The 23,417-nt window shown below is 60.3% G+C and carries 25 protein-coding genes and 1 tRNA gene; 18 read left to right on the top strand and 8 right to left on the bottom strand.

Annotation, left to right across the window (positions count from 1 at the left end):
• Positions 1-148: 148 nt before the first annotated feature.
• From QD461_RS06895 to QD461_RS06885, 3 genes are all read left to right on the top strand, one after another.
• A tRNA-Leu gene (locus tag QD461_RS06895) sits at positions 149-233 on the top strand.
• 341 nt (positions 234-574) lie between these two features.
• Positions 575-1,168, top strand: a complete 594-nt coding sequence (locus QD461_RS06890) for a YqaA family protein (protein WP_184709933.1) — start codon at positions 575-577, stop codon at positions 1,166-1,168.
• Positions 1,169-1,185: 17 nt separating this feature from the next.
• The gene (locus QD461_RS06885) at positions 1,186-1,698 is read left to right on the top strand and encodes a disulfide bond formation protein B (protein ID WP_414087036.1); all 513 of its coding nucleotides are present in this window, start codon (positions 1,186-1,188) and stop codon (positions 1,696-1,698) included.
• A 289-nt stretch (positions 1,699-1,987) separates the two neighbouring features.
• On the opposite strand, the gene QD461_RS06880 is transcribed toward QD461_RS06885, so the two are convergent.
• Both QD461_RS06880 and QD461_RS06875 read right to left on the bottom strand, forming a co-directional pair.
• The gene (locus tag QD461_RS06880; protein WP_113347946.1) at positions 1,988-2,545 is read right to left on the bottom strand and encodes an HNH endonuclease; all 558 of its coding nucleotides are present in this window, start codon (positions 2,543-2,545) and stop codon (positions 1,988-1,990) included.
• A gap of 111 nt (positions 2,546-2,656) precedes the next feature.
• Positions 2,657-3,346 (bottom strand): DNA-3-methyladenine glycosylase family protein, encoded by a 690-nt coding sequence (locus QD461_RS06875; RefSeq protein WP_414087035.1) that lies wholly within the window; start codon positions 3,344-3,346, stop codon positions 2,657-2,659.
• Between QD461_RS06875 and gluQRS the strand changes: the two genes are divergently transcribed.
• Complete coding sequence (gene gluQRS, locus QD461_RS06870; RefSeq protein WP_414087033.1) at positions 3,345-4,226, top strand: tRNA glutamyl-Q(34) synthetase GluQRS; 882 nt, start codon at positions 3,345-3,347, stop codon at positions 4,224-4,226. The two genes, QD461_RS06875 and gluQRS, sit on opposite strands and share 2 nt — an antisense overlap.
• On the opposite strand, the gene QD461_RS06865 is transcribed toward gluQRS, so the two are convergent.
• A complete protein-coding gene (locus tag QD461_RS06865; RefSeq protein ID WP_414087032.1) occupies positions 4,191-5,120 on the bottom strand; it encodes a YihY/virulence factor BrkB family protein in 930 nt (309 codons plus the stop codon). The two genes, gluQRS and QD461_RS06865, sit on opposite strands and share 36 nt — an antisense overlap.
• Before the next feature lie 97 nt (positions 5,121-5,217).
• Between QD461_RS06865 and QD461_RS06860 the strand changes: the two genes are divergently transcribed.
• From QD461_RS06860 to QD461_RS06835, 6 genes are all read left to right on the top strand, one after another.
• On the top strand, positions 5,218-6,051 hold the full coding sequence (locus tag QD461_RS06860; RefSeq protein ID WP_414087031.1) for an SDR family oxidoreductase: 834 nt from the start codon (positions 5,218-5,220) through the stop codon (positions 6,049-6,051).
• Between the two features lie 120 nt (positions 6,052-6,171).
• Entirely contained in the window at positions 6,172-6,375 is a 204-nt protein-coding gene (locus tag QD461_RS06855; RefSeq protein ID WP_015341309.1) for a twin transmembrane helix small protein, read from the top strand.
• Between the two features lie 99 nt (positions 6,376-6,474).
• A complete protein-coding gene (locus tag QD461_RS06850; RefSeq protein WP_414087030.1) occupies positions 6,475-7,053 on the top strand; it encodes a cob(I)yrinic acid a,c-diamide adenosyltransferase in 579 nt (192 codons plus the stop codon).
• Positions 7,054-7,249: 196 nt separating this feature from the next.
• Positions 7,250-7,999, top strand: a complete 750-nt coding sequence (locus QD461_RS06845) for an electron transfer flavoprotein subunit beta/FixA family protein (protein ID WP_414087029.1) — start codon at positions 7,250-7,252, stop codon at positions 7,997-7,999.
• A 27-nt stretch (positions 8,000-8,026) separates the two neighbouring features.
• Positions 8,027-8,956 carry an electron transfer flavoprotein subunit alpha/FixB family protein gene (locus QD461_RS06840; protein WP_414087028.1) on the top strand — a complete coding sequence of 310 codons (930 nt, stop codon included), beginning with the start codon at positions 8,027-8,029 and terminating at the stop codon, positions 8,954-8,956.
• A gap of 144 nt (positions 8,957-9,100) precedes the next feature.
• On the top strand, positions 9,101-9,979 hold the full coding sequence (locus tag QD461_RS06835; protein WP_184709952.1) for a 3-hydroxybutyryl-CoA dehydrogenase: 879 nt from the start codon (positions 9,101-9,103) through the stop codon (positions 9,977-9,979).
• A 205-nt stretch (positions 9,980-10,184) separates the two neighbouring features.
• Here QD461_RS06835 and tlpA read toward each other — a convergent pair whose 3' ends face one another.
• Positions 10,185-10,850, bottom strand: a complete 666-nt coding sequence (gene tlpA / locus QD461_RS06830) for a thiol:disulfide interchange protein TlpA (RefSeq protein WP_414087027.1) — start codon at positions 10,848-10,850, stop codon at positions 10,185-10,187.
• A 23-nt stretch (positions 10,851-10,873) separates the two neighbouring features.
• Between tlpA and argH the strand changes: the two genes are divergently transcribed.
• The 4 genes from argH (at position 10,874) to QD461_RS06810 (ending at position 17,043) form a co-directional block, all read left to right on the top strand.
• Entirely contained in the window at positions 10,874-12,274 is a 1,401-nt protein-coding gene (gene argH, locus QD461_RS06825) for an argininosuccinate lyase (protein WP_414087026.1), read from the top strand.
• A gap of 203 nt (positions 12,275-12,477) precedes the next feature.
• Positions 12,478-12,672, top strand: a complete 195-nt coding sequence (lptM, locus tag QD461_RS06820; RefSeq protein WP_414087024.1) for an LPS translocon maturation chaperone LptM — start codon at positions 12,478-12,480, stop codon at positions 12,670-12,672.
• A 13-nt stretch (positions 12,673-12,685) separates the two neighbouring features.
• Positions 12,686-13,957: a diaminopimelate decarboxylase gene (lysA, locus tag QD461_RS06815; RefSeq protein ID WP_414087023.1), complete on the top strand. Its 1,272-nt coding sequence runs from the start codon at positions 12,686-12,688 to the stop codon at positions 13,955-13,957.
• A gap of 350 nt (positions 13,958-14,307) precedes the next feature.
• Entirely contained in the window at positions 14,308-17,043 is a 2,736-nt protein-coding gene (locus tag QD461_RS06810; RefSeq protein ID WP_414087022.1) for a TIGR02302 family protein, read from the top strand.
• 210 nt (positions 17,044-17,253) lie between these two features.
• Here QD461_RS06810 and QD461_RS06805 read toward each other — a convergent pair whose 3' ends face one another.
• The 3 genes from QD461_RS06805 to QD461_RS06795 form a co-directional block, all read right to left on the bottom strand.
• Positions 17,254-17,613 (bottom strand): response regulator, encoded by a 360-nt coding sequence (locus QD461_RS06805; protein WP_184709966.1) that lies wholly within the window; start codon positions 17,611-17,613, stop codon positions 17,254-17,256.
• Between the two features lie 159 nt (positions 17,614-17,772).
• Positions 17,773-18,321: a hypoxanthine phosphoribosyltransferase gene (gene hpt / locus QD461_RS06800; protein ID WP_414087021.1), complete on the bottom strand. Its 549-nt coding sequence runs from the start codon at positions 18,319-18,321 to the stop codon at positions 17,773-17,775.
• A 197-nt stretch (positions 18,322-18,518) separates the two neighbouring features.
• On the bottom strand, positions 18,519-19,187 hold the full coding sequence (locus QD461_RS06795; protein ID WP_414087020.1) for an FxLYD domain-containing protein: 669 nt from the start codon (positions 19,185-19,187) through the stop codon (positions 18,519-18,521).
• Positions 19,188-19,397: 210 nt separating this feature from the next.
• Between QD461_RS06795 and ftsE the strand changes: the two genes are divergently transcribed.
• The 4 genes from ftsE (at position 19,398) to QD461_RS06775 (ending at position 22,798) form a co-directional block, all read left to right on the top strand.
• The gene (ftsE, locus tag QD461_RS06790) at positions 19,398-20,057 is read left to right on the top strand and encodes a cell division ATP-binding protein FtsE (protein ID WP_015341323.1); all 660 of its coding nucleotides are present in this window, start codon (positions 19,398-19,400) and stop codon (positions 20,055-20,057) included.
• Positions 20,050-21,096, top strand: coding sequence for a cell division protein FtsX (locus tag QD461_RS06785; RefSeq protein WP_414087019.1), 1,047 nt, complete (start codon positions 20,050-20,052; stop codon positions 21,094-21,096). The genes ftsE and QD461_RS06785 overlap by 8 nt, the downstream gene beginning before the upstream one ends.
• Before the next feature lie 75 nt (positions 21,097-21,171).
• Positions 21,172-21,888 carry a YdcF family protein gene (locus QD461_RS06780; protein WP_409527718.1) on the top strand — a complete coding sequence of 239 codons (717 nt, stop codon included), beginning with the start codon at positions 21,172-21,174 and terminating at the stop codon, positions 21,886-21,888.
• A gap of 106 nt (positions 21,889-21,994) precedes the next feature.
• Positions 21,995-22,798, top strand: a complete 804-nt coding sequence (locus QD461_RS06775; protein WP_184709974.1) for a lysophospholipid acyltransferase family protein — start codon at positions 21,995-21,997, stop codon at positions 22,796-22,798.
• Positions 22,799-22,847: 49 nt separating this feature from the next.
• Here the strand turns inward: QD461_RS06775 and QD461_RS06770 are convergent, their stop codons facing one another.
• Positions 22,848-23,381 (bottom strand): gamma-glutamylcyclotransferase, encoded by a 534-nt coding sequence (locus QD461_RS06770; protein WP_414087018.1) that lies wholly within the window; start codon positions 23,379-23,381, stop codon positions 22,848-22,850.
• Positions 23,382-23,417 lie beyond the last annotated feature (36 nt).

Below are 23,417 nucleotides of genomic sequence, written 5' to 3'. Positions count from 1 at the left end.
CCCGCGCCTGCGAGAGCAAAAAGCTCATGGCGTCCACCCACGCCATGGGCAAAACCGCAACCCTGCGGAAACACTCGCAATATCTGCCGCACCCGGCTTGCGCGCCGAGCCGATCACATGCTAGACAGCCGCCTCGTCATGATCCGTTGCCCCATTGGCGGAATTGGTAGACGCGCTCGACTCAAAATCGAGTTTCGAAAGAAGTGCTGGTTCGACTCCGGCATGGGGCACCACTTCAAACATGATTTGTTGAAGTCTGATACATGCAAAACAACCTCTGCCTGCGATCACGTGAACCCCTTTATCAGTTTAAGTTCCATATCGACCATTCTGCATGGGCAAGGAATTGGCTTGCGGTTGTCGAACGATCGAAAAGCGAATGCGGTGACCAAGCATGTTCATTTCAGGTGGTCGATAACTTCCATCAATCATGCCCGGACCTTCGGTAAACTCCGGAACCTGCGGTCCTCCATCACGAAAAATTTTGATTTTGTGCGGCTTCCGCCGCTCGGCGACCATTTACAGCCATAATCCTGCCCCCTAAAGGTTTGCAACGCAGCAAAAAGGGGCCTTCATGCTTCGTAGACTTTACGACTGGACCATGTCGCTCGCCGGCCGCAAATCGGCGGAAATCTGGTTGGCTGTTATCGCCTTCGTCGAAAGCTCGATCTTTCTCGTTCCGGCCGACGTGCTTTTCCTGCCGATGTCGCTTGCCAAGCCTGAGCGCGCCTGGCGCTATGCGCTGACGGCGACGGTCGCTTCCGTGCTCGGCGGCATTGCCGGCTGGGCGCTTGGCTACTACGCCTTCGAGACTATTGCCAAACCGATTCTCGAATTCTACGGCAAGCTCGACGCCTTCAACCAGATGAGCGCCGGCGTCACCTATGAATGGGTTCTGCTGCTGCTGGTCACTTCAGGCCTGGCGCACCTGCCGCCGATCAAGGTGGTGACGATCCTGTCCGGCGTCGCCCATATCGATCTCGGCCTGTTCATCATATCGGCCATCGTCGCCCGCGGCGCGCGTTTCTTCCTTCTGGCCTTCCTGCTGCGTCGCTACGGCGAATCCATCCGCCATTTCATCGAGAAGCGCCTGGGCCAGATTGCCATGGCAGCCGCCGCCATTCTCATCGCCCTCTACGCAGTCTTCCATTTTGCCCTGGCAAGCTGACCAAGGAGCCCCCATACATGTCTACGACCTCGACCTCTTCCCGCGCCGGCCTCGGCTATAGCGTGCTGCTGACGATCGGCATGATCGTCGTCGTCGGTTCGGCGCTCGGCTTCCAGCACATCGGCGGCTATATCCCCTGCGCGCTTTGCCTGGAGCAGCGTCAGCCCTATTACTACGGCATCCCGGTCGCGATCGTCGCCGCGCTGAGCGCAATCGCCGGCCTGCCCTCCTGGATCACCCGCGGCCTTTTGATCATCGCCGGTCTGATGATGGTGGTCGGCGGCGGCATCGGCGTCTATCACGCCGGCGTCGAATGGCATTTCTGGGAAGGCCCGACCACCTGCTCGACGACAGCCAGCAGCATGACACAGAACGCCGGCAACCTCCTGAGCGAACTCAGCACCATCAAGGGCCCGTCGTGCACGGAAGCGGCGTTGCGTGTCCTTGGTCTGTCCATGGCTGGCTGGAATGTGATCGCAAGCGTGATTCTGGCTGCCATTGCCTTTGTTGGGGCAAAGAAGGCGGCTTGAATCTTTGGGCGGGCGACGGTCCTCTCGCATGAGGTAGCTCTGATACCCTCCTCTGTCACTTCGTGACATCTCCCCCACAAGGGGGAGATTGGTGCGAATGTGCTGCACCTCGCGACTAAACGAAGTAAGCTCAACAACAGCAGATACGATGTCGATTTAGGTCGGGAAGGTACCGCGAGTTACCGATCTCCCTCCTTGCGGGGAGATGTCGCGACAGCGACAAAGGAGGGCGCCACACTCTCCTCGCATAAAGCCGTGGAGGCGATACTCGCACCCAACAGAAAAGCCCTTACGGCTGCAGTTCCGAATCCCAGTAGAGATAGTCGAGCCAGCTGTCGTGGAGATAGTTCGGGGGGAACAGACGGCCGTTGTTATGCAGGTCCTGCACGGTCGGCTGATATGGCTTCTGCGCCGGGAACATGCCGGCCTGCTTCGGTAGCTTGCTGCCCTTGCGCAGATTGCATGGCGAGCATGCGGCCACCACGTTCTCCCAGGTCGTCTCGCCGCCATGGGCGCGCGGAATGACGTGGTCGAAAGTCAGGTCGTCATGGGTGCCGCAATACTGGCATTCGAACCGGTCGCGCAGGAAGACGTTGAACCGGGTGAAGGCTGGATTGCGGGAAGGCTGCACGTATGTTTTCAGGCAGACGACGCTCGGCAGCCGCATCGAGAAGCTCGGTGACGAAACGCTGTGATCATATTCTGCAATGATGTTCACACGGTCAAGGAAAACCGCCTTGATCGCGTCCTGCCAGGACCACAGCGACAAGGGGTAATAACTCAGCGGTCTGTAGTCAGCGTTCAGCACGAGCGCCGGCAGGGACTGCGGGGAGACTGCAATCGTCAAGGAACCCTCCTGATCGATTCGGCATCTACACCTGTATATTAGGCCGGTTGTTACAGGATTGTGAAGTCCAATAAATTCAGTGCGTACAGGCCGATCTGCAAGGGCGGCCGATTAAACTATCGGCAGCGCATCCCGCCGCGTTTTCACGGCGTAATAGGCCCAGAAAAGACGAGCCGCGACCGAGCGCCAAGGCGCCCAAATCAAGGCTTCCCGGGCAACTGCCTTGGCAACCGGCCGGACTTCGTGGCCGAAAGCCATGCCAACAGCCGCCTGCAGTGCCACATCGCCGGCCGGAAACACATCTGCGTGACCGCCGCAGAACATCAGGTAAACCTCGGCCGTCCAGGGGCCGATTCCCTTGATCGACGTCAACTCGGCAAGCGCCTTTTCCGGCGTTTCGACGCTGAGCGCATGCAGATCGAGGCTGCCGCCGGCAACGGCATCGGCGACGCGCGCCAGCGTATCATGCTTGATTCGCGACAGGCCGAAGCTTCGCCAGGCCTCCGGCTCGAGGCCGACATAGCCTTCGGCAGTCACCTGCCCCATCCCGGCGATCATCTTGCCCCAGATCGCATCGGCGCTGGCGCGCGAAACGACCTGCGAAACGATGATATGGGCAAGCCCTTCGAAGCCTGGTTGCCGCAGCCGCAGCGGCAAGGCGCCGGCCTCTGCGGCAACCTGCCGCAGGCGCGGATCAAGCTCCAGGAGCGCGGCCAGCCCTCGTTCGATGTCGCAATCGTCGCGTATGATCTGCATGGTGTCTCGTAGTCCCCGACTCGATTTCGTGGCAGAAGAAAGCATGATCGAGATTCCCCGTCAAAAATCGAAATTCCGTTTTGCTCCAAGCCCCAATGGCCCGCTGCATCTTGGCCACGCCCTGTCCGCCATCCTCAATTGCGAGATGGCGGAAAAGGCGGGCGGCGATTTCCTCCTGCGCATCGAAGACATAGATCAGACGCGCTGCACACCCGATTTCGAAAAGGGCATCTATACCGATCTTTCCTGGCTCGGCCTTCGCTGGCAGGAGCCGGTGCGTCGCCAGTCCGAACATTTCCCTGCTTATCAGGAAGCGCTGCAGATCCTCATCGAGCGCAGCCTCGTCTACCCCGCCTTCCTCACGCGCAGAGAGGTCAAGGCACGCGTTGCTGCCTTTGAGGCGAACGGCGCGCCATGGCCGCGCGACCCCGACGGTACGCCGCTCTATCCCCCTGACGATCGCGAGCGCAGCGATGACGAACGGCGGCGCTTGCTGGCGTCAGGCATGAAACATGCCTGGCGTCTCGACATGGAAAAGGCGCTGACAGCAATAGTCGAGCCGCTTCATTGGCAAGAGAGCGGCGATGGCGAGACGGGCGCTATCTCTGCCAACCCGGCGACCTGGGGCGACGTCGTGCTTTCGCGCTCCGATGCCCCCTCAAGCTACCATCTCTCAGTCGTCGTCGACGATGCGGTGCAGGGCATTACCCATGTCGTGCGCGGGCTCGACCTTTTCCACGCCACATCGATCCATCGCCTGCTGCAGACATTGCTTGGCCTGCCCGAGCCGCTCTATCACCACCATCGCCTCTTCCTCGGCAGCGACGGCAAGAAGCTCTCCAAGAGCATGGGCGATACCGGCATTGCCGAATGGCGCCGTCAGGGCTGGTCACCGGCGGAGCTTCGCCGCCGCATCGGCCTCTGACGCCGGCTTTTCCGGTGGGCCTTCTATTGCACGACTCGCCGCCTTACCGAAGAGCAGCCGCCGCACGCGGAACTTCATCAATGCCGCGTTGATCTCTGCCCCCATGATGAAGATCACCGCCAGCATATAGAGAAAGATCAGCACGATCATCACCGACGCCAGGCCGGCATAGGTGGCGGTGTAGTTGGCAAAGGTCGAGAGATAATAGGCAAAGAGCAACGCCCCGATCGACCAAAAGACCAGCGTCAGGATCACGCCGGGAATGACATCGAGCAATCGCCTGCGCCCGGCCGCAAGCCACAGGTGCAGGATCATCAGCCCGGCCAGAAGCAGGAAGATCGTACCGTAAATCCGCCAGCTAAAGACGATGTCGAGAATATCGGCGAGCTTCGGCAGCCATTGCCTGGTGTAGTTGAGCGCAAGCGGCACCGCGACGAGCAGGATGCTGAGGATGGCAAAGATCAGCACCGCGATCAGCACATAGCCGAGACTGGCGAGACGGTTGAAATACCACGGTCTGGTTTCCAGCACGCGATAGGCACGATTGAGTGATATGCGCAGTGCCTCGACGCCGTTCGAGGCGAAGTAGGCTGCCGCAAGCACGGAGATCGTCAATAGGCCGCCGCGCGGGATCGTCAGAACCTGCACGACCTGATCCGCCAAAGGCTTGGCGATCGCCTCCGGCCAGGTGTCGAAGATCAGATGCACAGCCGTCGACGAAAATTGGCTGGCGCCGAGAAAGCTTGCCAGCGCCGTACCGAAGATCAGAAAGGGGAAAACCGCCAGCAGCGTCGAAAGCGCTACATGGCTTGCCATGGCGAACCCGTCATCCTCGACGAAGTGGAACACCGCGTCGTAGATCACCTTGTAAATCGTCCGCAGGGCTGTCGGCATTCCATCTCCGCTGACATCGGCATTCATCCGCCGGTTGTCGATTGTATCAGGTCCCTGAATATGGGAAACGAGACGTGCTTTGTACAGGAATCATCCCATGACGGAACAACGCATTATCCTGCTGACTGGTTGCTCGTCTGGAATCGGCGCCTATTGCGCGCGGGCGCTAAAGGCAGATGGATGGCGTGTCTTTGCAACGGTGCGCAAGGAAGAGGACCTGGCATCGCTGGAGGCCGACGGCATCGAAGCACTTCTCCTCGACTACACCAGGCCGGAGACGATTTCCGCAACCGTAGCAACGGTGCGCGAGCGCACAGGCGACCATATCGACGCCCTTTTCAACAATGGCGCCTACGGCCAGACCGGCGCGGTCGAAGACCTTTCGACCGATGTGCTGCGGGCGCAGTTCGAAACGAACTTCTTCGGCTGGCACGAGTTGACGCGCCAGATCATTCCGCTGATGCGCAAGCAGGGTCACGGCCGCATCGTCAATTGCTCGTCCATCCTCGGCCTCATCCCTTATCGCTTCCGCGGTGCCTATACCGCCTCGAAATTCGCCCTGGAGGGACTGACGATCACACTCCGAATGGAGCTGCAGGATAGCGGCATCCATGTGAGCCTGATCGAGCCCGGTCCGATTGCGACACGCTTCACTGCCAATGCACTCGCCAAGGTTCACGAGCATATCGACCTCGAAGGCTCCGTCCATGCCGCCGAATATCGGCGGCAGTTGCGGCGCCTGGATGGTTCCGGGCCGATCAACAAACATAAATTAGGCCCCGAAGCGGTCTATGATGTGCTAAAATCAGCTTTAAATGTGAGCAACCCACGCCCACATTATCTGGTAACGACACCCGCCAAGCAGGGTGTTCTCTTGAAAAGGCTATTGCCGGCTAATCTTTTCTATCGTCTGATGCGCCGGCTGGATTAGAGCAATCCAGGGAAAATCGCAGAGCGTTTTTTCTCCGTGATTGCTCGGAAACGATGATATAGCGCAACTCCGAGCTTCCATGAAAAGCCGGGTTGCCGCGAAGACAAGGGTGGAGGAGCCATGTCGACCGTTACTTATGTTGCCGCCATCATTGTCATGGGCCTCGTCGCGATTGTTCTCATTCGCGGCCTGCTGAACATGATGAAAGGCGATAATCCCAATCTCTCGAACCGGCTGATGCAGCTGCGCGTTCTGCTGCAGGCAGTCGCGGTCATCCTGATCATGCTGACGCTGTGGCTCACAGGCGGCGGCCGCCCGGCCTAGAGCAGATTCAGGTTTTCTGTCCTGATTTGCGTGAAACCATAGGGATAGAGCGTTTCGCGATCCGAAGAAGAGCGAAAAGGCTCTAACCATAGGAAGACGATGGTCAAGCTCAACAAGATCTATACCAAGACCGGCGATGACGGCACCACGGGCCTCGTCTCCGGCCCGAGACGGCTGAAACACGATCTGCGCGTCGAAAGCTACGGCACCATCGACGAAACCAATTCCGCCATCGGCGTCGCGCGGCTGCACACTGCCGATATGCCCGATCTCGACGCCATGCTGATACGCATTCAGAACGATCTTTTCGATCTCGGCGCCGATCTGTCGACGCCTGAAACGGACGAACCACCAGCCTATGAGCCGTTGCGTATCGTCGATCATCAAGTCGAGCGCATCGAGCACGACATCGATCTGCTGAATGCTGATCTAGAGCCTCTGAGGTCTTTCGTTCTTCCCGCCGGGAGCGCGGCATCGGCCCATCTGCACGTTGCCCGCACGATTGCGCGACGTGGCGAGCGCCTGATGGTGGCGCTTTCGCGCAGCGAGGGCGAGAGGGTCAGCTCGGCGGCACTGAAATACATCAATCGGCTGTCCGATTTCCTGTTCGTCGCAGCGCGCCACGCCAATGATTGCGGGCGCGCCGATGTGCTTTGGGTTCCCGGCCAGAATCGCTAACGGTCGGCCTGGTTTACTTATCATTGCCTTATTGACGTTGACGTAAACGTTATTTATGCCTTTGGGGCAATTCGTCTCTCTGCGGCCTGGAAGCGTTGTAATTGGGAAAAAAACGCGTATCCATGTCGCCATTCGACAAATGGAGTGGCGCTAAACAGCGCATGCTCTCGGGCGGTCATGTTGAAGGAAGGATTCCATGAAGATACTGGTGCCAGTTAAGCGGGTTGTTGACTACAACGTGAAGATCCGCGTGAAGCCGGATGGATCTGGCGTTGAGCTGTCGAACGTGAAGATGTCGATGAATCCGTTCGACGAGATCTCGGTCGAAGAGGCGCTGCGTCTGAAGGAAGCYGGCAAGGCCGAGGAAGTGGTGGTCGTATCGATCGGACCGGCCAAGGCCGAAGAGACGCTGCGCACGGCACTCGCCATGGGCGCCGACCGCGCCATCCTCGTGGAAACCGACGATGCCGTCGAGCCGCTGGCCGTTGCCAAGATCCTCAAGGGTGTCACCGAAGCCGAACAGCCAGGCCTCATCATCGTCGGCAAGCAGGCGATCGACGACGATAGCAACCARACCGGCCAGATGCTGGCGGCACTGCTCGGCACGGCGCAGGCAACCTTCGCCTCCAAGATCGAGATCGGTGATGGCAAGGCAAAGGTGACCCGCGAAGTYGACGGCGGTCTGCAGACCATCGAGGTCAAGCTKCCGGCCGTCGTGACGACGGAYCTKCGCYTSAACGAACCGCGCTACGCCTCGCTGCCGAACATCATGAAGGCCAAGAAGAAGCCGCTCGACAAGAAGTCGCCGGCCGATTTCGGCGTCTCCACCGAGCCGCGTCTGAAGGTTTTGAAGACCGAAGAGCCCGGCGGCCGCAAGGCTGGCGTYAAGGTCAAGTCGGTTGCCGAGCTCGTCGAAAAGCTCAAGACCGAAGCCGGCGTCCTGTAACCCAGTCCGAACGAGGAGTTAGACATCATGGCCATTCTTCTTCTGGCTGATCACGACAATGCCCACCTCTCCGACCAGACCGCCAAGGCGCTGACGGCCGCAACGAAAATCGGCGGCGACGTACATGTGCTCGTCGCAGGTGCTGGTGCCAAGGCTGCCGGCGAACAGGCAGCAAAGTTGTCGGGCGTTTCCAAGGTACTGGTTGCCGAGGATGCAAGCCTTGCCAACAATCTCGCCGAGCCTTTGGCAGCGCTGATCGTTTCACTTGCCGGCGCCTATGACACCATCATCGGTGCTGCGACTTCGGTCGGCAAGAATGTTCTGCCGCGCGTCGCAGCCCTGCTCGACGTTGCCCAGGTCTCGGAAATCATCGAGGTCGTCTCGGCCGATACCTTCAAGCGGCCGATCTATGCCGGCAACGCCATCCAGACCGTGCAGTCGACTGACGCAAAGAAGGTCATCACCGTGCGCACGGCCTCCTTCGCGGCGGCGGATGCAAGCGGCAATGCAGCGATCGAGAGCGTATCGGCCGCAGCCGACCCTGCTCTTTCCTCCTTCGTCGGCGACGCATTGTCGACATCGGATCGTCCGGAGCTGACCTCTGCCAAGATCATCATCTCGGGTGGCCGTGCACTCGGCTCTGCGGAGAAGTTCCAGGAAGTCATCCTGCCCGTCGCCGACAAGCTCGGYGCYGCCGTCGGTGCATCGCGCGCCGCCGTCGATGCCGGCTAYGCCCCGAACGATTGGCAGGTCGGCCAGACCGGCAAGGTGGTCGCACCGCAGCTCTATATCGCCTGCGGCATCTCCGGTGCTATCCAGCATCTGGCCGGTATGAAGGAYTCGAAGGTCATCGTCGCCATCAACAAGGACGAGGAAGCCCCAATCTTCCAGATCGCCGACTATGGTCTCGTCGCAGACCTCTTCGAAGCGCTGCCGGAATTGCAAAAGGCGCTTTGATCGCGCCGATTATTTTTCTCGCAGTTGCGAGAGACTGGAAAATCGTCTCTTATAGGTCTATCAATCTTTGCCGGGCTAGAAATGGCCCGGCAAATTTAGGTTAAGAGCATAGCGCAAGGCCAGGAGCGCGCCGGGGAGTTGGCAATGAGTTCGCTGAAGACGATCGGTATTATTGGCGCGGGCCAGATGGGCTGCGGCATCGCCCACGTATCCGCCATGGCCGGCTACAAGGTTCACATCTACGATCTGTCGCAGGATCGCATCGAAAGCGGGCTTGCCACCATCAACGGCAATCTTGCCCGGCAAGTTACGTCAGGCAAGACCAGCGACGAGGACCGTAAGGCAGCGCTCGCCCGCATTACCGGCTCGAACGATCTCAACGATCTCGCCCAGGTCGACCTCGCCATCGAGGCCGCAACCGAAGACGAAAGCGTCAAGCGCAAGATCTACTCGCAGGTCTGCCCTGTGCTGAAGCCCGAAGCGCTTCTTGCCACCAACACGTCGTCGCTGTCGATCACCCGTCTGGCCTCCGCCACGGATCGGCCGGAGCGCTTCATGGGCATCCACTTCATGAACCCGGTCCCGGTGATGAAGCTGGTGGAACTGGTGCGGGGCATTGCGACCGATGAAACCACCTTCTCGGCTGCCAAGGAATATGTCAGCTCGCTGGAAAAGACGATCACCGTCGCGGAAGACTTCCCCGCCTTCATCGTCAACCGCATCCTGCTGCCTATGATCAACGAAGCGATCTACACGCTTTATGAAGGTGTCGGCACGGTCGACGCCATCGATACCGCCATGCGGCTCGGCGCCAACCATCCGATGGGACCGCTGCAGCTCGCAGACTTCATTGGCCTTGATACCTGCCTGTCGATCATGCAGGTGCTGCACGACGGCCTGGCCGATTCGAAGTATCGCCCCTGCCCGCTCCTGGTGAAATATGTCGAAGCCGGCTGGCTCGGCCGCAAATCTGGCCGCGGTTTCTACGACTATCGCGGCGAAGTGCCGGTTCCGACGCGGTAGGTTTTCGGCGCGAGAGGAGCCGACCCTCGTCCTTCGAGGCTCCGGACTTCCGCCCGCGCACGTCAGGATGAGGCCGGAGCAGGCCGTCCTCCAACCGAACCGAGCATGCCAAAAATCTCAACGAACACAAGAGATTAGCCCTCACCCTGAGGCGGGAGCGCAAGCGACCCTCAAAGGGCGAGGGCGGGTGGTCGGGCAAGAAACGTCAGATCCCCGCAGCCGCCTTCACCAGCTTCTTGGCGTCGTCGCTATCCCAGGCGGCCGGACCGTTCATTGCCGAAATCAAGCAGCCCTTGTCGTCGACGAGTAGCGTCACCGGAAGACCGAAAGCCAGCCCCTGCTTCTTCAGCACGTTGAACACGCCCATGGTGTTGTCACGGTAATGGCCGAGCTTGTCGATGGCATATTCCGTGCGGAACGCCTTGGTTTTTTCCTCGTCGCCGGTATCGATATTGACGGCGACCACTTCGAACTTGTCGCCTCCGACGCTCTTCTCCAGCGCGTTCAATGCCGGCATTTCTTCACGGCACGGCACACACCATGTCGCCCAGACATTCAAGAGTAGCGTCTTGCCGGCAAAGCTCGCGACCGTCAGCGGCTGCCCCTCCGGCCCCTTGAAGGCGATGTCGCGGAGCGAGACCGGCGCGGGCGGGGCGCTCATCGCGGCGACTTGCCCCTTGGTGAAAGGCGTCAGCGCCGCGCCGCGATCCTTGGCCGCCGCGCATTGATCGGCGGAGGCCGTTTCACCAATGCCATTGCCATACCCCGCCTCCTTCACGTATACCGCTGCCGCACCGGCAATGACCCCAGCGACGGCGGCAAACAGAACGAGTTTCATGGACGGCAGACCGAACGGCTTCTTTGCTGTCATTACATTCTCCAGGTGGGCATCTCATGACTGACGGCACGGACACCAAATCCTCCAACCAGATGTGGGGCGGGCGTTTCGCTTCCGGCCCCGCGGCGATCATGGAGGAGATAAATGCCTCGATCGGTTTCGACAAGAAGCTGTTTGCACAGGATATCCGCGGCTCAATCGCGCATGCAGGCATGCTCGCCCATCAAGGCATCATTTCGACCGAGGATAAAGACAAGATCGTTCACGGCCTGAACACGATCCTGTCAGAGATCGAAAGCGGCAATTTCGAGTTCTCGCGCCGCCTCGAAGACATCCACATGAACATCGAGGCACGGCTTGCGACCCTGATCGGCCCCGCCGCCGGCCGCCTACACACCGCCCGCTCGCGCAACGACCAAGTGGCGCTCGATTTTCGCCTCTGGGTGAAGGAAGAGCTGCAGAAGTGCGAGCAGGCATTAACCGAGCTGATCGCAGCCTTCCTCGACCGCGCCGAAGAACATGCTGAAACCGTCATGCCGGGCTTCACCCATCTGCAGACGGCACAGCCCGTCACCTTCGGCCATCATTGCATGGCCTATGTCGAGATGTTCGGCCGCGACCGTTCGCGCGTGCGCCACGCCATCGAGCACATGGATGAATCGCCGATCGGCGCTGCCGCCCTTGCCGGCACCGGCTTCCCGATCGACCGTCACATGACGGCCAAGGCTCTCGGCTTCCGTGAGCCGACCCGCAACTCGATCGACACCGTCTCCGACCGCGATTTTGCCATCGAATTCCTGTCGATCGCTGCGATTGCCGGCATGCATCTGTCGCGCCTCGCCGAAGAGATCGTCATCTGGTCGACGCCGCAATTCGGCTTCGTGCGCCTGTCTGACGCCTTCTCCACCGGCTCCTCCATCATGCCGCAGAAAAAGAACCCGGATGCCGCCGAGCTCGTGCGCGCCAAGACCGGCCGCATCAATGGCTCGCTGGTGGCGCTGCTGACCATCATGAAGGGCCTGCCGCTCGCCTATTCCAAGGACATGCAGGAAGACAAGGAACAGGTCTTCGACGCCGCAGAAAGCCTCGAACTGGCGATTGCCGCCATGACCGGTATGGTACGGGACCTGACGATCAATACCGCCCGGATGAAGGCTGCCGCCGGCTCCGGCTATTCGACCGCGACGGATCTTGCCGATTGGCTGGTACGCGAAGCGGGCCTGCCCTTCCGCGACGCCCACCATGTCACGGGACGCGCCGTGGCGCTCGCGGAAAGCAAATCCTGCGAGCTGGCGGAGCTTTCGCTTGCGGATCTGCAGGCGATCCATCCCGATATCACCGACAAGATCTTCGACGTGCTGACGGTCGAGGCGTCGGTCGCCAGCCGCAAGAGCTTCGGCGGCACTGCACCTTCCGAAGTGCGCAAGCAGATCGCTTTCTGGCGCGCTCGCAACTGAAAAGACTAGAGCGCCGTGCTTCTTTTCGGAAGCGCAAAGGACGCTCTATCTCTTTGAATCCACGCATCAGGCTTTCCGAGAATCGATGCCGATTTTCGGGCCGATGCTGTACCGAAACCGCACTCCAACAATCAGGGTGCACAAGACGCGGAAACTTCGCTAAGAAGAGTGACTTTCGCGTTTTGTCGCCCAAGAGGATTTCGATGCAGATCAACATGCCGCATATCATCCGCATGACCGTGGTGCTTTCGGTCATCGGCCTTGCCGTAGCCGGATGTGGCCGCAAAGGCGATCTCGACCCGCCGAGTGTTCATGCGACGAAGGGCGGCGATAGCAGCAAGGCGACCAAACAGCCAGGCACCGAAGACAAGAAGTTTTTCCTCGATCCGCTTCTCTAAATAGGCATCGGCCGTGAACCATTTTCAGTATCGCGACGGCATCCTCTACGCTGAGGATGTCCCGGTTCCAGAGATCGCCAAGGCGGTCGGCACCCCGTTCTATGTCTACTCGACCGCGACGCTGGAGCGGCACTATCGGGTCTTCTCGGAAGCCTTCGACGATGTCAACGCCATGGTGTGCTACGCCATGAAGGCCAATTCTAACCAGGCGGTGCTGAAGACGCTCGGCCGCCTCGGCGCCGGAGTCGACGTGGTGTCCGTGGGTGAGCTGCGCCGTGCATTGGCCGCCGGAATCCCGGCAAGCCGCATCATGTTTTCCGGCGTCGGCAAGACCGCACAGGAAATGGACGTGGCGCTCGAAGCCGGCATCTACTGCTTCAACGTCGAATCCGAGCCCGAGCTGGAAGTGCTGAACCAGCGCGCCGTCCGCGCCGGCAAGATCGCCTCCGTTTCCTTCCGCATCAACCCCGATGTCGATGCCCGCACCCATGCGAAGATTTCGACCGGCAAGAAGGAAAACAAGTTCGGCATTTCCTGGGAACGGGCGCGTGACGTGTATAATCGCGCCGCCAGCCTGCCGGGGATCAAGGTCACCGGCATCGATATGCATATCGGCAGCCAGATTACCGAACTTCAGCCTTTCGACGACGCCTTCAAGCTGCTGCGCGATCTCGTGGAAACGCTGCGCGGCGATGGCCATGACATTCATCACGTCGATATCGGCGGCGGCCTCGGTATTCCCTATCGCGACGACAACAATCCGCCGCCCCTGCCGGAAGCCTATGCGCATATCGTCAAGAATCAGCTGCGCGGCCTCAACTGCCGGATCGTCACAGAACCCGGCCGCCTGATCGTCGGCAATGCCGGAATTCTCGTGACCGAGGTCATCTACGTGAAGGATGCAGGCGACAAGAGCTTCGTCATCGTCGACGGCGCAATGAACGACCTGATCCGCCCGACACTCTACGAGGCCTATCACGAGATCCGCCCGGTTGCGCTCGGCGATGCCAATGCCCCGCGCATCAAGGCAGACGTCGTTGGCCCCGTGTGCGAAACCGGCGACTATCTGGCGCTCGACCGCGACATGGCCGCGCCGAAGCCCGGCGATCTCCTCGCCGTCAGCTCGGGCGGCGCTTACGGGGCCGTGCAGGCCGGCACCTACAACAGCCGGCTTCTCGTTCCGGAAGTGTTGGTCAGGGGCAATGAATTCCACGTTATCCGCCCGCGCGGCACCTACGAGGAGTTGATCGCGCTGGATTCCATTCCCGCCTGGCTCGAGGGGTAGTCGGTTTGTTCCACGGATTCGGGCGGGAACGAACTATCCCGTCCGGCCCTGCCGAAACGATCACGTTTCGGCGAAGTGCGATGAAAAAACAGCCTTTCATGGCGCTTGCCCTCGTCTTCGCCACAAAGAATGTTATCTTTGTTCAATTGGTCTCTAGCCGAGCGCTGCGAGCATGGACGTGTGGGACGCCCGGCCATAGTCAACAGGCAATTTGAGCATTTCGAGGAAGAGTGCGTAGCGGTTTTCCGTCCGGAATGCATAAACAAGCAGGACGCCAATATATCTTCGCAATTCGAGGAATTGTGAAAATATATTGGCCATCAACGTCAGATCGGGAGTAGACCGGACCGATGACCAGCCCTAGCAACCCTAAGAAGGGTGCTTTCGCTACCCGTCCGGCGCTGGCGCGCATGGTTGCGGTCAAGCGTCTGTTTGCTCAGATCGTGCTGGTCTCGGAGCAGCTTCTGCCGCGGCTATTGTTGCCGGCATCCATTCTTGCGCTGTTCCTCTCTGCCGCATGGTTCGGCATTTTCCGCATCGCACCGGATGTCCTGCGTTTCTCGCTGCTTGCCGTCTTCGTTGTCGGTTTCGTTTTCTCCCTCAACCCGCTGCGCCGCCTGCGGCGGCCGACGATCGCCGAAGCCGACCGACTTCTGGAGGAACGCAACGGCCTTGCGCATCAGCCCGTCACCGTGCAGGAGGACGAGCCGGCGCTCGACACCCCCTTCGCCCGGGCACTTTGGCGCGAACACCAGACCCGCATGGCGGAGCGCATTGCCGCACTGGATGCCGGCCTGCCCCGACCGGATATTGCGCGCTACGACCGTTTCGCCCTGCGCGCCATTCCGGCTTTGCTGCTGGTGACGGCCTTCAGCTTTTCGACGTCCAACAGCGGCGGCTCGCTGAGCGACGTCTTCACGCCGCCAGCATCCATGTCGAGCAATCCGGATGTCCGTGTCGATGCCTGGGTCACGCCGCCCTACTATACCGGCGAGGCACCGGTCTATCTCACCGGCAATGTCGCCAATGCCAGCGATAACCTCAACGTGCCGCAATTCTCCGAGCTGACGGTGCGTGTAACCGGCACCTCTGCGGATGAAAAGGTCCTGTTCCAGGCGGCAGGCACCGACAAGGGAGTCGAAGTTCCGGAACAGGCGGCCGATACGGACAAGCAGGCGTCGGCGACCGGCGGAGGCCCCGCCGCTGCCCAACCGGCAGCTCCTGGCAACGCCATTTCCCCCGCCGCCGACGGGATGATTTCCCATACCCATGTCCTGAAACTGGAAAAGGCCGGCTCGCTGACCGTCAACGGCCGATCATGGACCTTCAATGTGGTCGTCGACAAGCCGCCCGAGATCGCCTTTGACGGCGTTCCGCACGCATCCCCCAACGGCGCTCTGGAACTCGGCTTCCGGGTGAAGGACGATTACGGCGTCGAAGAAGCCCATGCCGAGATCGTGCCCGTGGAGTCCGATGCGGCAGCCACCCCGCTCTACGGCCTTCCCGAATACAAGCTTGACGTTCCACGTCGCGACCGCCGCAACGGCAAGGGCCTGGCAAGCCACGACCTGACGCAGGATCCCCTTGCCGGCAAGCGCGTTCGCCTCACGCTTGTCGCCAAGGACGGCGCAGGACAGACCGGCCGCAGCGCTCCCTATGAAATGGTACTTCCCTCGCGCAATTTCAGCCAGCCGCTGGCGGCCGCCGTTGCCGAAGAGCGCCAGGTCTTCGCCCTCGATACCCGCAAGATGCCGGAGGCGATCGAGCTCAACAAGTCGCTGACCATCCGCCCGGAGGAAGCCATTCCCGGCCTCGGCAATTTCCTTGCAATCAAATCCGCGCTGACGCGCATGAAGCTCGCAAGCGGTGAGGCTTCGCTGAAGGATACGGCTGACTATCTCTGGCAGATCGCACTCGGCATGGAAGACGCACAGCTGACCGATGCGGAAAAAGCGCTGCGCGACGCGCAGCAGAAGCTCTCCGATGCCCTGCAGCGCAATGCATCCGACGCAGAAATCAAGAAGCTCACCGACGAACTCCGCAAGGCGATGAACGCCTATATGAAAGAACTGGCCGAGCGCATGCGCAACATGCCGGCTCAACCTAACCAGCGCTCCGCCAACATCCTGCGCCAGCAGGACCTGCAGCGCATGATGGACCAGATCGAAAATCTTGCCCGCTCCGGGAATCGCCAGGCGGCGCAACAGATGCTCTCTGAGCTGCAGCAATTGATGAACAGCCTGCAGGCCGGCAAGCCGCAACCCGGACAGCAGCAGCAGGGCCAGGCGAATGACAAGATGCGTGAGCAGATGGACAAGCTCGGCCGCATCATGCGCGACCAACAAAAGCTGATGGACCAGACCTTCAAGCTCGATCAGGCCATGCGCGACCGCATGCAGCGCGGCGATTCCAATGAGGACGGCGACGGCTTGATGGACCAGCCGCTACCCAACCTCGGTGACCAGGCGCGGCCGGACATGGGGCAACGCAACCAGGCTCAGCAGGATCCGCAGCAAGACCAGAATCAGAACGGTCAGAAGGGCAACGACCCGACCGATGGTATGACAGCCGATCAGCTGCGCGACGCACTGAAACAATTGCGCCAGCAGCAGGACGATCTCGGAAAGCAGCTCGGCGAACTCCAGAAAAATCTCGGCTCGCTCGGCATGAAGCCGAACCAGAATTACGGCAAGGCTCAGCAGGAAATGAAGGGCGCTTCGGGCCAGCTGACCGAGGGCAACGGCGAAGGCGCCGTGCAGGGCCAGGGGCGTGCGCTGGACGCCCTGCGCAAGGGCACCCGCGACATGATGAACCAGCTGATGGCGCAGATGCAGCAACAGGGCCAAGGTCAGGGCCAGGGGCAGATGCCGGGGCAAAGCGGCCAGAACGGCCAGAGCGGCCGCGATCCACTCGGCCGGTTGCGGGATGGCCCGCTGGACAGTCCCGATAAGGACATGGTGCCGAAGATCATCGATGCCCAACGCGCCCGCGAGATTCTCGACGCCATTCGCGAACGGTTAAGCAACAATCCTACCTTGAGCGACGAACGGCGCTATCTGGAACGACTGCTGAATCTGGGTCAGTAGGACAAGCGGGAACGGCTTGGATCAATCTCAAGACAGACGCACGGAGCCATCCATCCGGACAAGCGTCAACGCGAAGCGCTGGAACAGTTCAGCGCTTCGAAGCTTGTCATCGAGAATATTTGCGGGAAAAGCGCGCCACCGTGTTTCGTCCGGCATGCGCAGAAATAATGGCTAGGGCGTTTTCGCGATGCGAAGAAACGTCGAAATGCCTTAGGCCGCCAATGCGCGTGCAACGGCCTTACGGATATCTGGCAGTGCAAACGGCTTGGCGACGACATCGACGATTTTTTCCATCAAGTCGTCGGCACGCTCGCGCTGCTCAGCATAGCCGGTCATCAGCAGGATCTTCATCCCTGGGCATGTCGAATGCGCCTGGTGCGCAAGCTCGATGCCGTCCATGACCGGCATGCGGATATCCGAAAGAAGCAAGTCGTAACCGCCCTCCCGCAGCTTTTCCAAACCTTCGGCGCCATCGGCGGCCTCTTCGGTCTCGTGGCCGTCCAGGCGCAGCGCGCGTGCGACGAAGGTGCGAAGCGAATCTTCGTCTTCCGTGATCAGAATTTTTGCCATGGCCCAATGCTCCTGGTCCGTCATGTTCCGCGACCGAAATCACCAGAATTCCGTTTGCGATAGGTAAACGACAGGGGGCGATTGGGCTCCGTGGTTAATGAGTCGTCATCACTGGAGCAGAATGGGACAGCCGTGACAGCTGTCTCCGTTAACGTCGATTCAGGAGATGGCGTCGCCCGTGACGACACCGACGAAGGGCAATTCGCGGAAGGCGTAAGCCACGTCCATGCCGTATCCGACAACGAAATAATCCGGGCATTCGAAGCCGACATAGTCCGCTTCCAATTCCTCTTGGCGCTTCACGCTCTTGTCGAGCAGCACGGCCAGGCTGACGTGACGGGCGCCGCGCTCATAGAGCAGTTCCTTGGCGAAACGCAGCGTGCGGCCCGATTCCAGAATATCGTCGATCAGCAGAACGTCGCGATCCTTAACGTCGCTGTCGATGTCCTTGACGATGCGCACGCCCTGCGAGGTCGTGCCGGCGCCATAGCTGGAAAGAGTGATGAATTCAACTTCCGGAGCAAGGCCAGTTTCATGCAGCGCGCGCAACAGATCGGCTGCGAAAATGAAGGAGCCCTTGAGGACTGCGATGACGAGGAGATCCTTCGTCGGCCCGCTGGCGATTTGCTTCGCCATGGTCTGATTGCGCTCGGCAATCTGCTCGGCAGTGAAAAGCGGCTCGATATTTTTCCCGCGTACGACAGGCATTGATTGGCATGCTCCATGGCTTTGCGGCCCTTGGCCGCCGATCAAGCTCTAGCCCGTAGCACAATCAGCAAGCCCGACACACCCCCAGAGTCGAATGATTCTAGGCCGATTCGACCTAAAATCCGATTCCACCCGGAATTCGAACGGCTAGCGAACAGTGTCGCTCGAAAACCGGCGACACTTTTCGGCATCATGCCTTAAGGCATAAAGGAGAGCCGAACATCCGGCGTTTTTCCGCCGGGATGCTGCAATCGCGTCGAAAATCCTCGGCTTTCATGTGGCCCGAGCCGGTCGATCGAGACGTTCACGACAACGCTTCTGACCAGATGATCACCGGCAAAAAGATTGGCGCGGACCTGCGGAACGGAAAGCGTCGCGCCGCTGGCATTCTCGATAATGCCGTTCAATGTCAGCACCCGCAGGCCGTTTTCATCACGCGGCATCAGCGTCACATGCGAAAACTGCAGCGGCTCCCCGTTCGGGTCGATCGGGGCGCTGGAGAGACCTGAAAATCCACCGGAGAGACCGAAGATCAACACGGCGAGCGAGACGATAAGCGCCACGAAACTCCGGCGCGAAGCCTGCTGCAGAATATTCTCGATAGATCGGAATGCAGCCAGGATGCGTGAAAGCCAGTTCGAGCGTGTCGGTCGCAGCCGCTGCCTTGTTCCGGCCGGCCGCTCATAGCGCATGTTGACGCCAGAGGTGCCTCGGTTACGGCCACCGGATACCGTGACGAACTCGGCATCGACGATGTCCGGTTTCGGCGCAAAGCGATGTACCTGGCCGGCCCCTTGTCCGCGTTCTGGCGGAATAAGGTCATAAACCAGCTCCGCCCGCTGCTGGCGGTGGCGAAAAGCGCCCATGATGACCTCCCATTTCGGTGATCCACATGGTTTCAACGCCCGTTCCTAATCTGGGCATTGAAACGAATCCTGCCCAGTCGTAAATTTTATTGGTTAATGCTTCGCAAAGATCGCCATGAATCGGGCGCCTTTCCAGAAAAATTTACCGGCTGTTAACGCCAGTGGTTAACAAGTCGCCTGATTGAACACCGCGGAAGACTGGACTGCCCGTTGATTCACTTTGAGAACGTCGGTTTGCGCTACGGCATGGGTCCGGAAATCCTCCGTGACCTGAGTTTCGACATTCCGAGAAAATCGTTCCAGTTCCTGACCGGCCCCTCCGGCGCCGGCAAGACCACGCTGTTGCGGCTGCTGTTCATGTCGCTGCAGCCGACTCGTGGGCTGATCCGCATGTTCGATCGTGAGATTTCGTCGATCCCGCGCAACGAACTGCCGCTGCTGCGCCGCCGCGTCGGCATTGTCTTTCAGGATTTCCGGCTGCTCGAGCATCTGACCACCTACGAAAACGTCGCCCTGCCCCTGCGCGTACGCGGCAAGGACGAAAGCTCTTATCGCACCGACGTGCTGGAGCTGCTCAAGTGGGTCGGCCTTGGCGAGCGCATCAATGTGCTGCCGCCGGTGCTGTCAGGCGGCGAGAAGCAGCGCGCCGCAATCGCCCGCGCCCTCATAGACCGTCCTGAAATCCTGCTTGCCGACGAGCCCACGGGCAACGTCGATCCGCCGATGGCACGCCGGCTGCTCAATCTGTTTCTGGAGCTCAATCGTCTCGGCACCGCTGTCGTCATCGCGACGCATGACCTCGCGCTGATGGACCAGATCGAAGCCAGGCGCATGATCTTGTCGGGAGGGCATCTCGATATCTATGACTGAGCAAGCGCCCCGCAGGAACAGCCCGAACGCAAGAGCTCCGCAGCCGCAGCAGGCGTCGACCGGCCAGCCGCCGGAGCGCAGGCGTCCGGAGATGCGCGTGCGCCCGACCGGACCTATCGTGCCCTCCTCGAATATCCAGGGCAACGCGCTGATCGTCGTCATCGCCATCATGGCCTTTCTCGCCTGCCTGACGCTCGGCGCGGTCAGCATGGTGCGGGCAACGGCCGCCAGCTGGGAAAGCCAGATTTCCCGCGAGATCACGATCCAGATCAAGCCGGACGACAATCTCGAAATGGACAAGGCGCTGGCGAGCGCCCGCGACATCGCGCTCAGCTTCGTCGGCACGAAGTCGGGCCAGATCGTCGATGAGGCGGCCACCGCCCGCCTTCTGGAGCCTTGGCTCGGCGCCGGCCTCGACATAAAGGAACTGCCGGTTCCACGCCTCGTCATCGTCACCATCGACGAGACGCATCCGCCGGATTTCGAGGCCATGCGCAGCCTGCTGAAGGCCCAGATCCCGCAGGCGACGCTGGATGACCATCGCACCTGGGTCGACCGGCTCGTCTCGATGGCTCATACGACGGTTCTCATCGGCACCGGCGTTCTGCTGCTGGTCTTCACGGCCATGGTGCTGACCGTGGTTTTCGCGACACGCGGAGCACTGTCGGGCAACAGGCATATCGTCGAAGTACTGCACTTCGTCGGCGCCGAAAGCACCTTCGTCGCAACGGAATTCCAGAAGCATTTCCTGAAAATCAGCCTCAAGGGATCGGCGGCGGGCAGCGCGCTCGCCGCCTTCTTCTTCGCCAGTGCCGGCTTCCTGCAGAGCCGCACGATCGCCACACCTCAAACCGACCAGGCGACCGCCCTTTTCGGCACGTTTTCGGTCGGTGCGCTCGGCTATCTCGGCATTCTCGCGACGATGATCGTCATTGCGCTGCTCACGACACTGACGGCGCGTTTCACCGTGATGCGCACGATTTACGAGATCGATTTGATCCGTTCCGACCCCGGAAGATCGGACAGTGTGCAGAATTGATAACGCAGTGATGATTTTTTGCCGATCGGCAGCCCGTTCCTTGCCGCAATTGTCGTATAATGACGAATCATGAGCATGGATCTGACGACTCGCAAGACCGTGAGTTCGCAGCCGTTGCGGGAGCGCTCCCGCAGCGACAGGCCCGTGCGGCGTAGTCTGATCCGCCGTCTTTTGCGCTGGGGGGGCTTCGCCTTCATTTTCTTCGTCGCCATTGTTTTCGGCGGCTTCCTACATTTTGTCGATTCGATCACCACGATGAAGCCGCCGCTCGATCCGAAGGCGGATGGCATCGTCGTGTTGACAGGCGGTTACCAGCGCATCGATCAGGCCGTGGAGCTGCTGCGCTCCGGCGCCGGCAATCGTTTGCTAATCTCAGGCGCGCATCCGACCACGACACCGTCCCAGATCCGCAAGTTGACCCAAAGCTCGGTCGATCTGTTCAGCTGCTGCGTCGACATCGGCTACGACGCGCTCGACACCATCGGCAATGCCCGCGAAGCGGCAAAGTGGATTCACGCCAAGGGCTATAAGAGCGTCCTCGTAGTCACAAACAACTACCATATGCCCCGAAGCCTGGCGGAACTGAAATATGTCGACCCGTCGACCGATTTCATTCCCTACCCGGTCGTCAACTCCGACTTGAAAGCCAAGAACTGGTTTACGGATCCGAATGCGCTGCGCACCATGATCTCGGAGTATGCCAAGGTCCTTCTCGCTGGGGCTCGCAACCTGACGGGCCTTGGACGTCCTACCGGCTTGCGATCACGCCAGCCGCTCGACGACGACGATTAGAGCTTGGACCCGCGAAAGCGAGCATGCGCCGACTTTTTATTGACGACGTAATCGTGTAGGCAAACCATCGGATACCGGCGTAGGCTGGTGTATTGGGAAAGCCTCGATGATTACATTGCGTTCGATCCTGTTCAACGTAGCCTTCTATGCCAATCTGATCATTCGCATGATCGTTTTGACGCCAATCTATTTCCTGATGCCGCGCAAGGCGGCCTACGCAATCCCCAAGGCATGGGCGAAGTCCAGCACCTGGCTGATGGAAAAGATCGTCGGCACGACTTTCGAGATCGAGGGCCTCGAGAACATCCCGAAAGGCAGCTACATCTTTGCACCGAAGCACCAGTCCTTCTGGGATACCTTCGCGTTACTCCCCTATCTCGACGACCCCGTCTATATCCTCAAGCGCGAGCTGATGTGGATCCCGCTGTTCGGCTGGTATGCCGGCAAGCAGCGAATGATCCCGGTGGATCGCAGCGCGCGCGGCAAGGTGATGTTCGACGTCCTGAAGCGCACGCGCGAAGAACTCGCCACCGGGCGCCAGCTGATCATCTATCCGGAAGGCACGCGCCGCCCGCCGGGTGCCGAGCCTGTCTACAAATACGGCATCGCCCGCATGTATCGCGACCTCGGAATTCCCGTCGTCATGGTTGCCATGCATCCCGGCCTGTTCTGGCCTCGCCGCACCTTCCGCAAATATCCCGGCCACCTCAAGGTGCGCATCCTGCCGCCGATCGAGCCCGGCCTGGACCCGGATGTCTTCTTCGCGCGGCTGATCGAGGAGACGGAAAGGGCGAGCGACGAATTGCTGGTCGAAACCATCGCCGATAACCCGCATCTTCCCATCCCGCCGACAGCCGCCCGGCGTCTGGCGGAAATCGGCAAGGCAAAGGTAGCAGCGGCGGCTGTTTAACACCCGCCGCGCAGAAGGGCGTAGCGGCGTTGCGCCGGATAGGCGTCAATCACGATGCTTCCCGCATCCGCTCCACTTCATCGACAACATGCTCGAGCCATTGATCGCGAATGCCCATCTGGCGCAGATGCGTCAGCGTATTGAACACATAAGCATCGTTCGGACCGGATTGGCCGCTGGCTGATTCGACGATATGCGCGGCCTCGATTGCATCGAGAGCTCCAGCATATTGCCTGTGGTTGCGGTCGACGACATAGGCGACAGCGGTGACCCGCCGCCCGTCGGCAAGCCTGATCGGCAGCGTCTTTTCCAGATAGACATTGGTGACAAGTTCGCGCTCTCGCAGATACGCTATCACCTCGTCCCAAGCGGAGGCTGGAATGCGAAAAGCCATGCCACGGCAGGACCCGCCGCGATCGAGCCCAAGCACCAGGCCGGGGCTCTCTTCGCTGCCGCGATGGACCCAGGAACGGACGCAGAGCGAACGACGATAACCGAAAATCAGAGCCTCGGCCCGCTCGTCATAATCAAAGCCCGGATTCCACATGAGGGATCCGTAGCCAAATACCCAAAATTCGTCCATATCCAACGCCAAATCACTATGAAGCTTCAGTACAAC

This window comes from Rhizobium sp. BR 314, from assembly GCF_047445805.1.
In the GTDB taxonomy this organism is placed as follows: domain Bacteria; phylum Pseudomonadota; class Alphaproteobacteria; order Rhizobiales; family Rhizobiaceae; genus Rhizobium; species Rhizobium lusitanum_B.
This window is presented reverse-complemented; position numbering and strand designations above follow the sequence as displayed.

Bases quoted from the DNA above. Each gene is read 5' to 3' on its own strand.
- QD461_RS06890 (WP_184709933.1), top strand. From the start codon at position 575: ATGCTTCGTAGACTTTACGACTGGACCATGTCGCTCGCCGGCCGCAAA.
- QD461_RS06885 (WP_414087036.1), top strand. From the start codon at position 1,186: ATGTCTACGACCTCGACCTCTTCCCGCGCCGGCCTCGGCTATAGCGTG.
- gluQRS (WP_414087033.1), top strand. From the start codon at position 3,345: ATGATCGAGATTCCCCGTCAAAAATCGAAATTCCGTTTTGCTCCAAGC.
- QD461_RS06875 (WP_414087035.1), bottom strand. From the start codon at position 3,346: ATGCTTTCTTCTGCCACGAAATCGAGTCGGGGACTACGAGACACCATG.
- QD461_RS06865 (WP_414087032.1), bottom strand. From the start codon at position 5,120: ATGCCGACAGCCCTGCGGACGATTTACAAGGTGATCTACGACGCGGTG.
- QD461_RS06860 (WP_414087031.1), top strand. From the start codon at position 5,218: ATGACGGAACAACGCATTATCCTGCTGACTGGTTGCTCGTCTGGAATC.
- QD461_RS06855 (WP_015341309.1), top strand. From the start codon at position 6,172: ATGTCGACCGTTACTTATGTTGCCGCCATCATTGTCATGGGCCTCGTC.
- QD461_RS06850 (WP_414087030.1), top strand. From the start codon at position 6,475: ATGGTCAAGCTCAACAAGATCTATACCAAGACCGGCGATGACGGCACC.
- QD461_RS06835 (WP_184709952.1), top strand. From the start codon at position 9,101: ATGAGTTCGCTGAAGACGATCGGTATTATTGGCGCGGGCCAGATGGGC.
- tlpA (WP_414087027.1), bottom strand. From the start codon at position 10,850: ATGACAGCAAAGAAGCCGTTCGGTCTGCCGTCCATGAAACTCGTTCTG.
- argH (WP_414087026.1), top strand. From the start codon at position 10,874: ATGACTGACGGCACGGACACCAAATCCTCCAACCAGATGTGGGGCGGG.
- lptM (WP_414087024.1), top strand. From the start codon at position 12,478: ATGCAGATCAACATGCCGCATATCATCCGCATGACCGTGGTGCTTTCG.
- QD461_RS06810 (WP_414087022.1), top strand. From the start codon at position 14,308: ATGACCAGCCCTAGCAACCCTAAGAAGGGTGCTTTCGCTACCCGTCCG.
- QD461_RS06805 (WP_184709966.1), bottom strand. From the start codon at position 17,613: ATGGCAAAAATTCTGATCACGGAAGACGAAGATTCGCTTCGCACCTTC.
- hpt (WP_414087021.1), bottom strand. From the start codon at position 18,321: ATGCCTGTCGTACGCGGGAAAAATATCGAGCCGCTTTTCACTGCCGAG.
- QD461_RS06795 (WP_414087020.1), bottom strand. From the start codon at position 19,187: ATGGGCGCTTTTCGCCACCGCCAGCAGCGGGCGGAGCTGGTTTATGAC.
- QD461_RS06785 (WP_414087019.1), top strand. From the start codon at position 20,050: ATGACTGAGCAAGCGCCCCGCAGGAACAGCCCGAACGCAAGAGCTCCG.
- QD461_RS06780 (WP_409527718.1), top strand. From the start codon at position 21,172: ATGGATCTGACGACTCGCAAGACCGTGAGTTCGCAGCCGTTGCGGGAG.
- QD461_RS06775 (WP_184709974.1), top strand. From the start codon at position 21,995: ATGATTACATTGCGTTCGATCCTGTTCAACGTAGCCTTCTATGCCAAT.
- QD461_RS06770 (WP_414087018.1), bottom strand. From the start codon at position 23,381: ATGGACGAATTTTGGGTATTTGGCTACGGATCCCTCATGTGGAATCCG.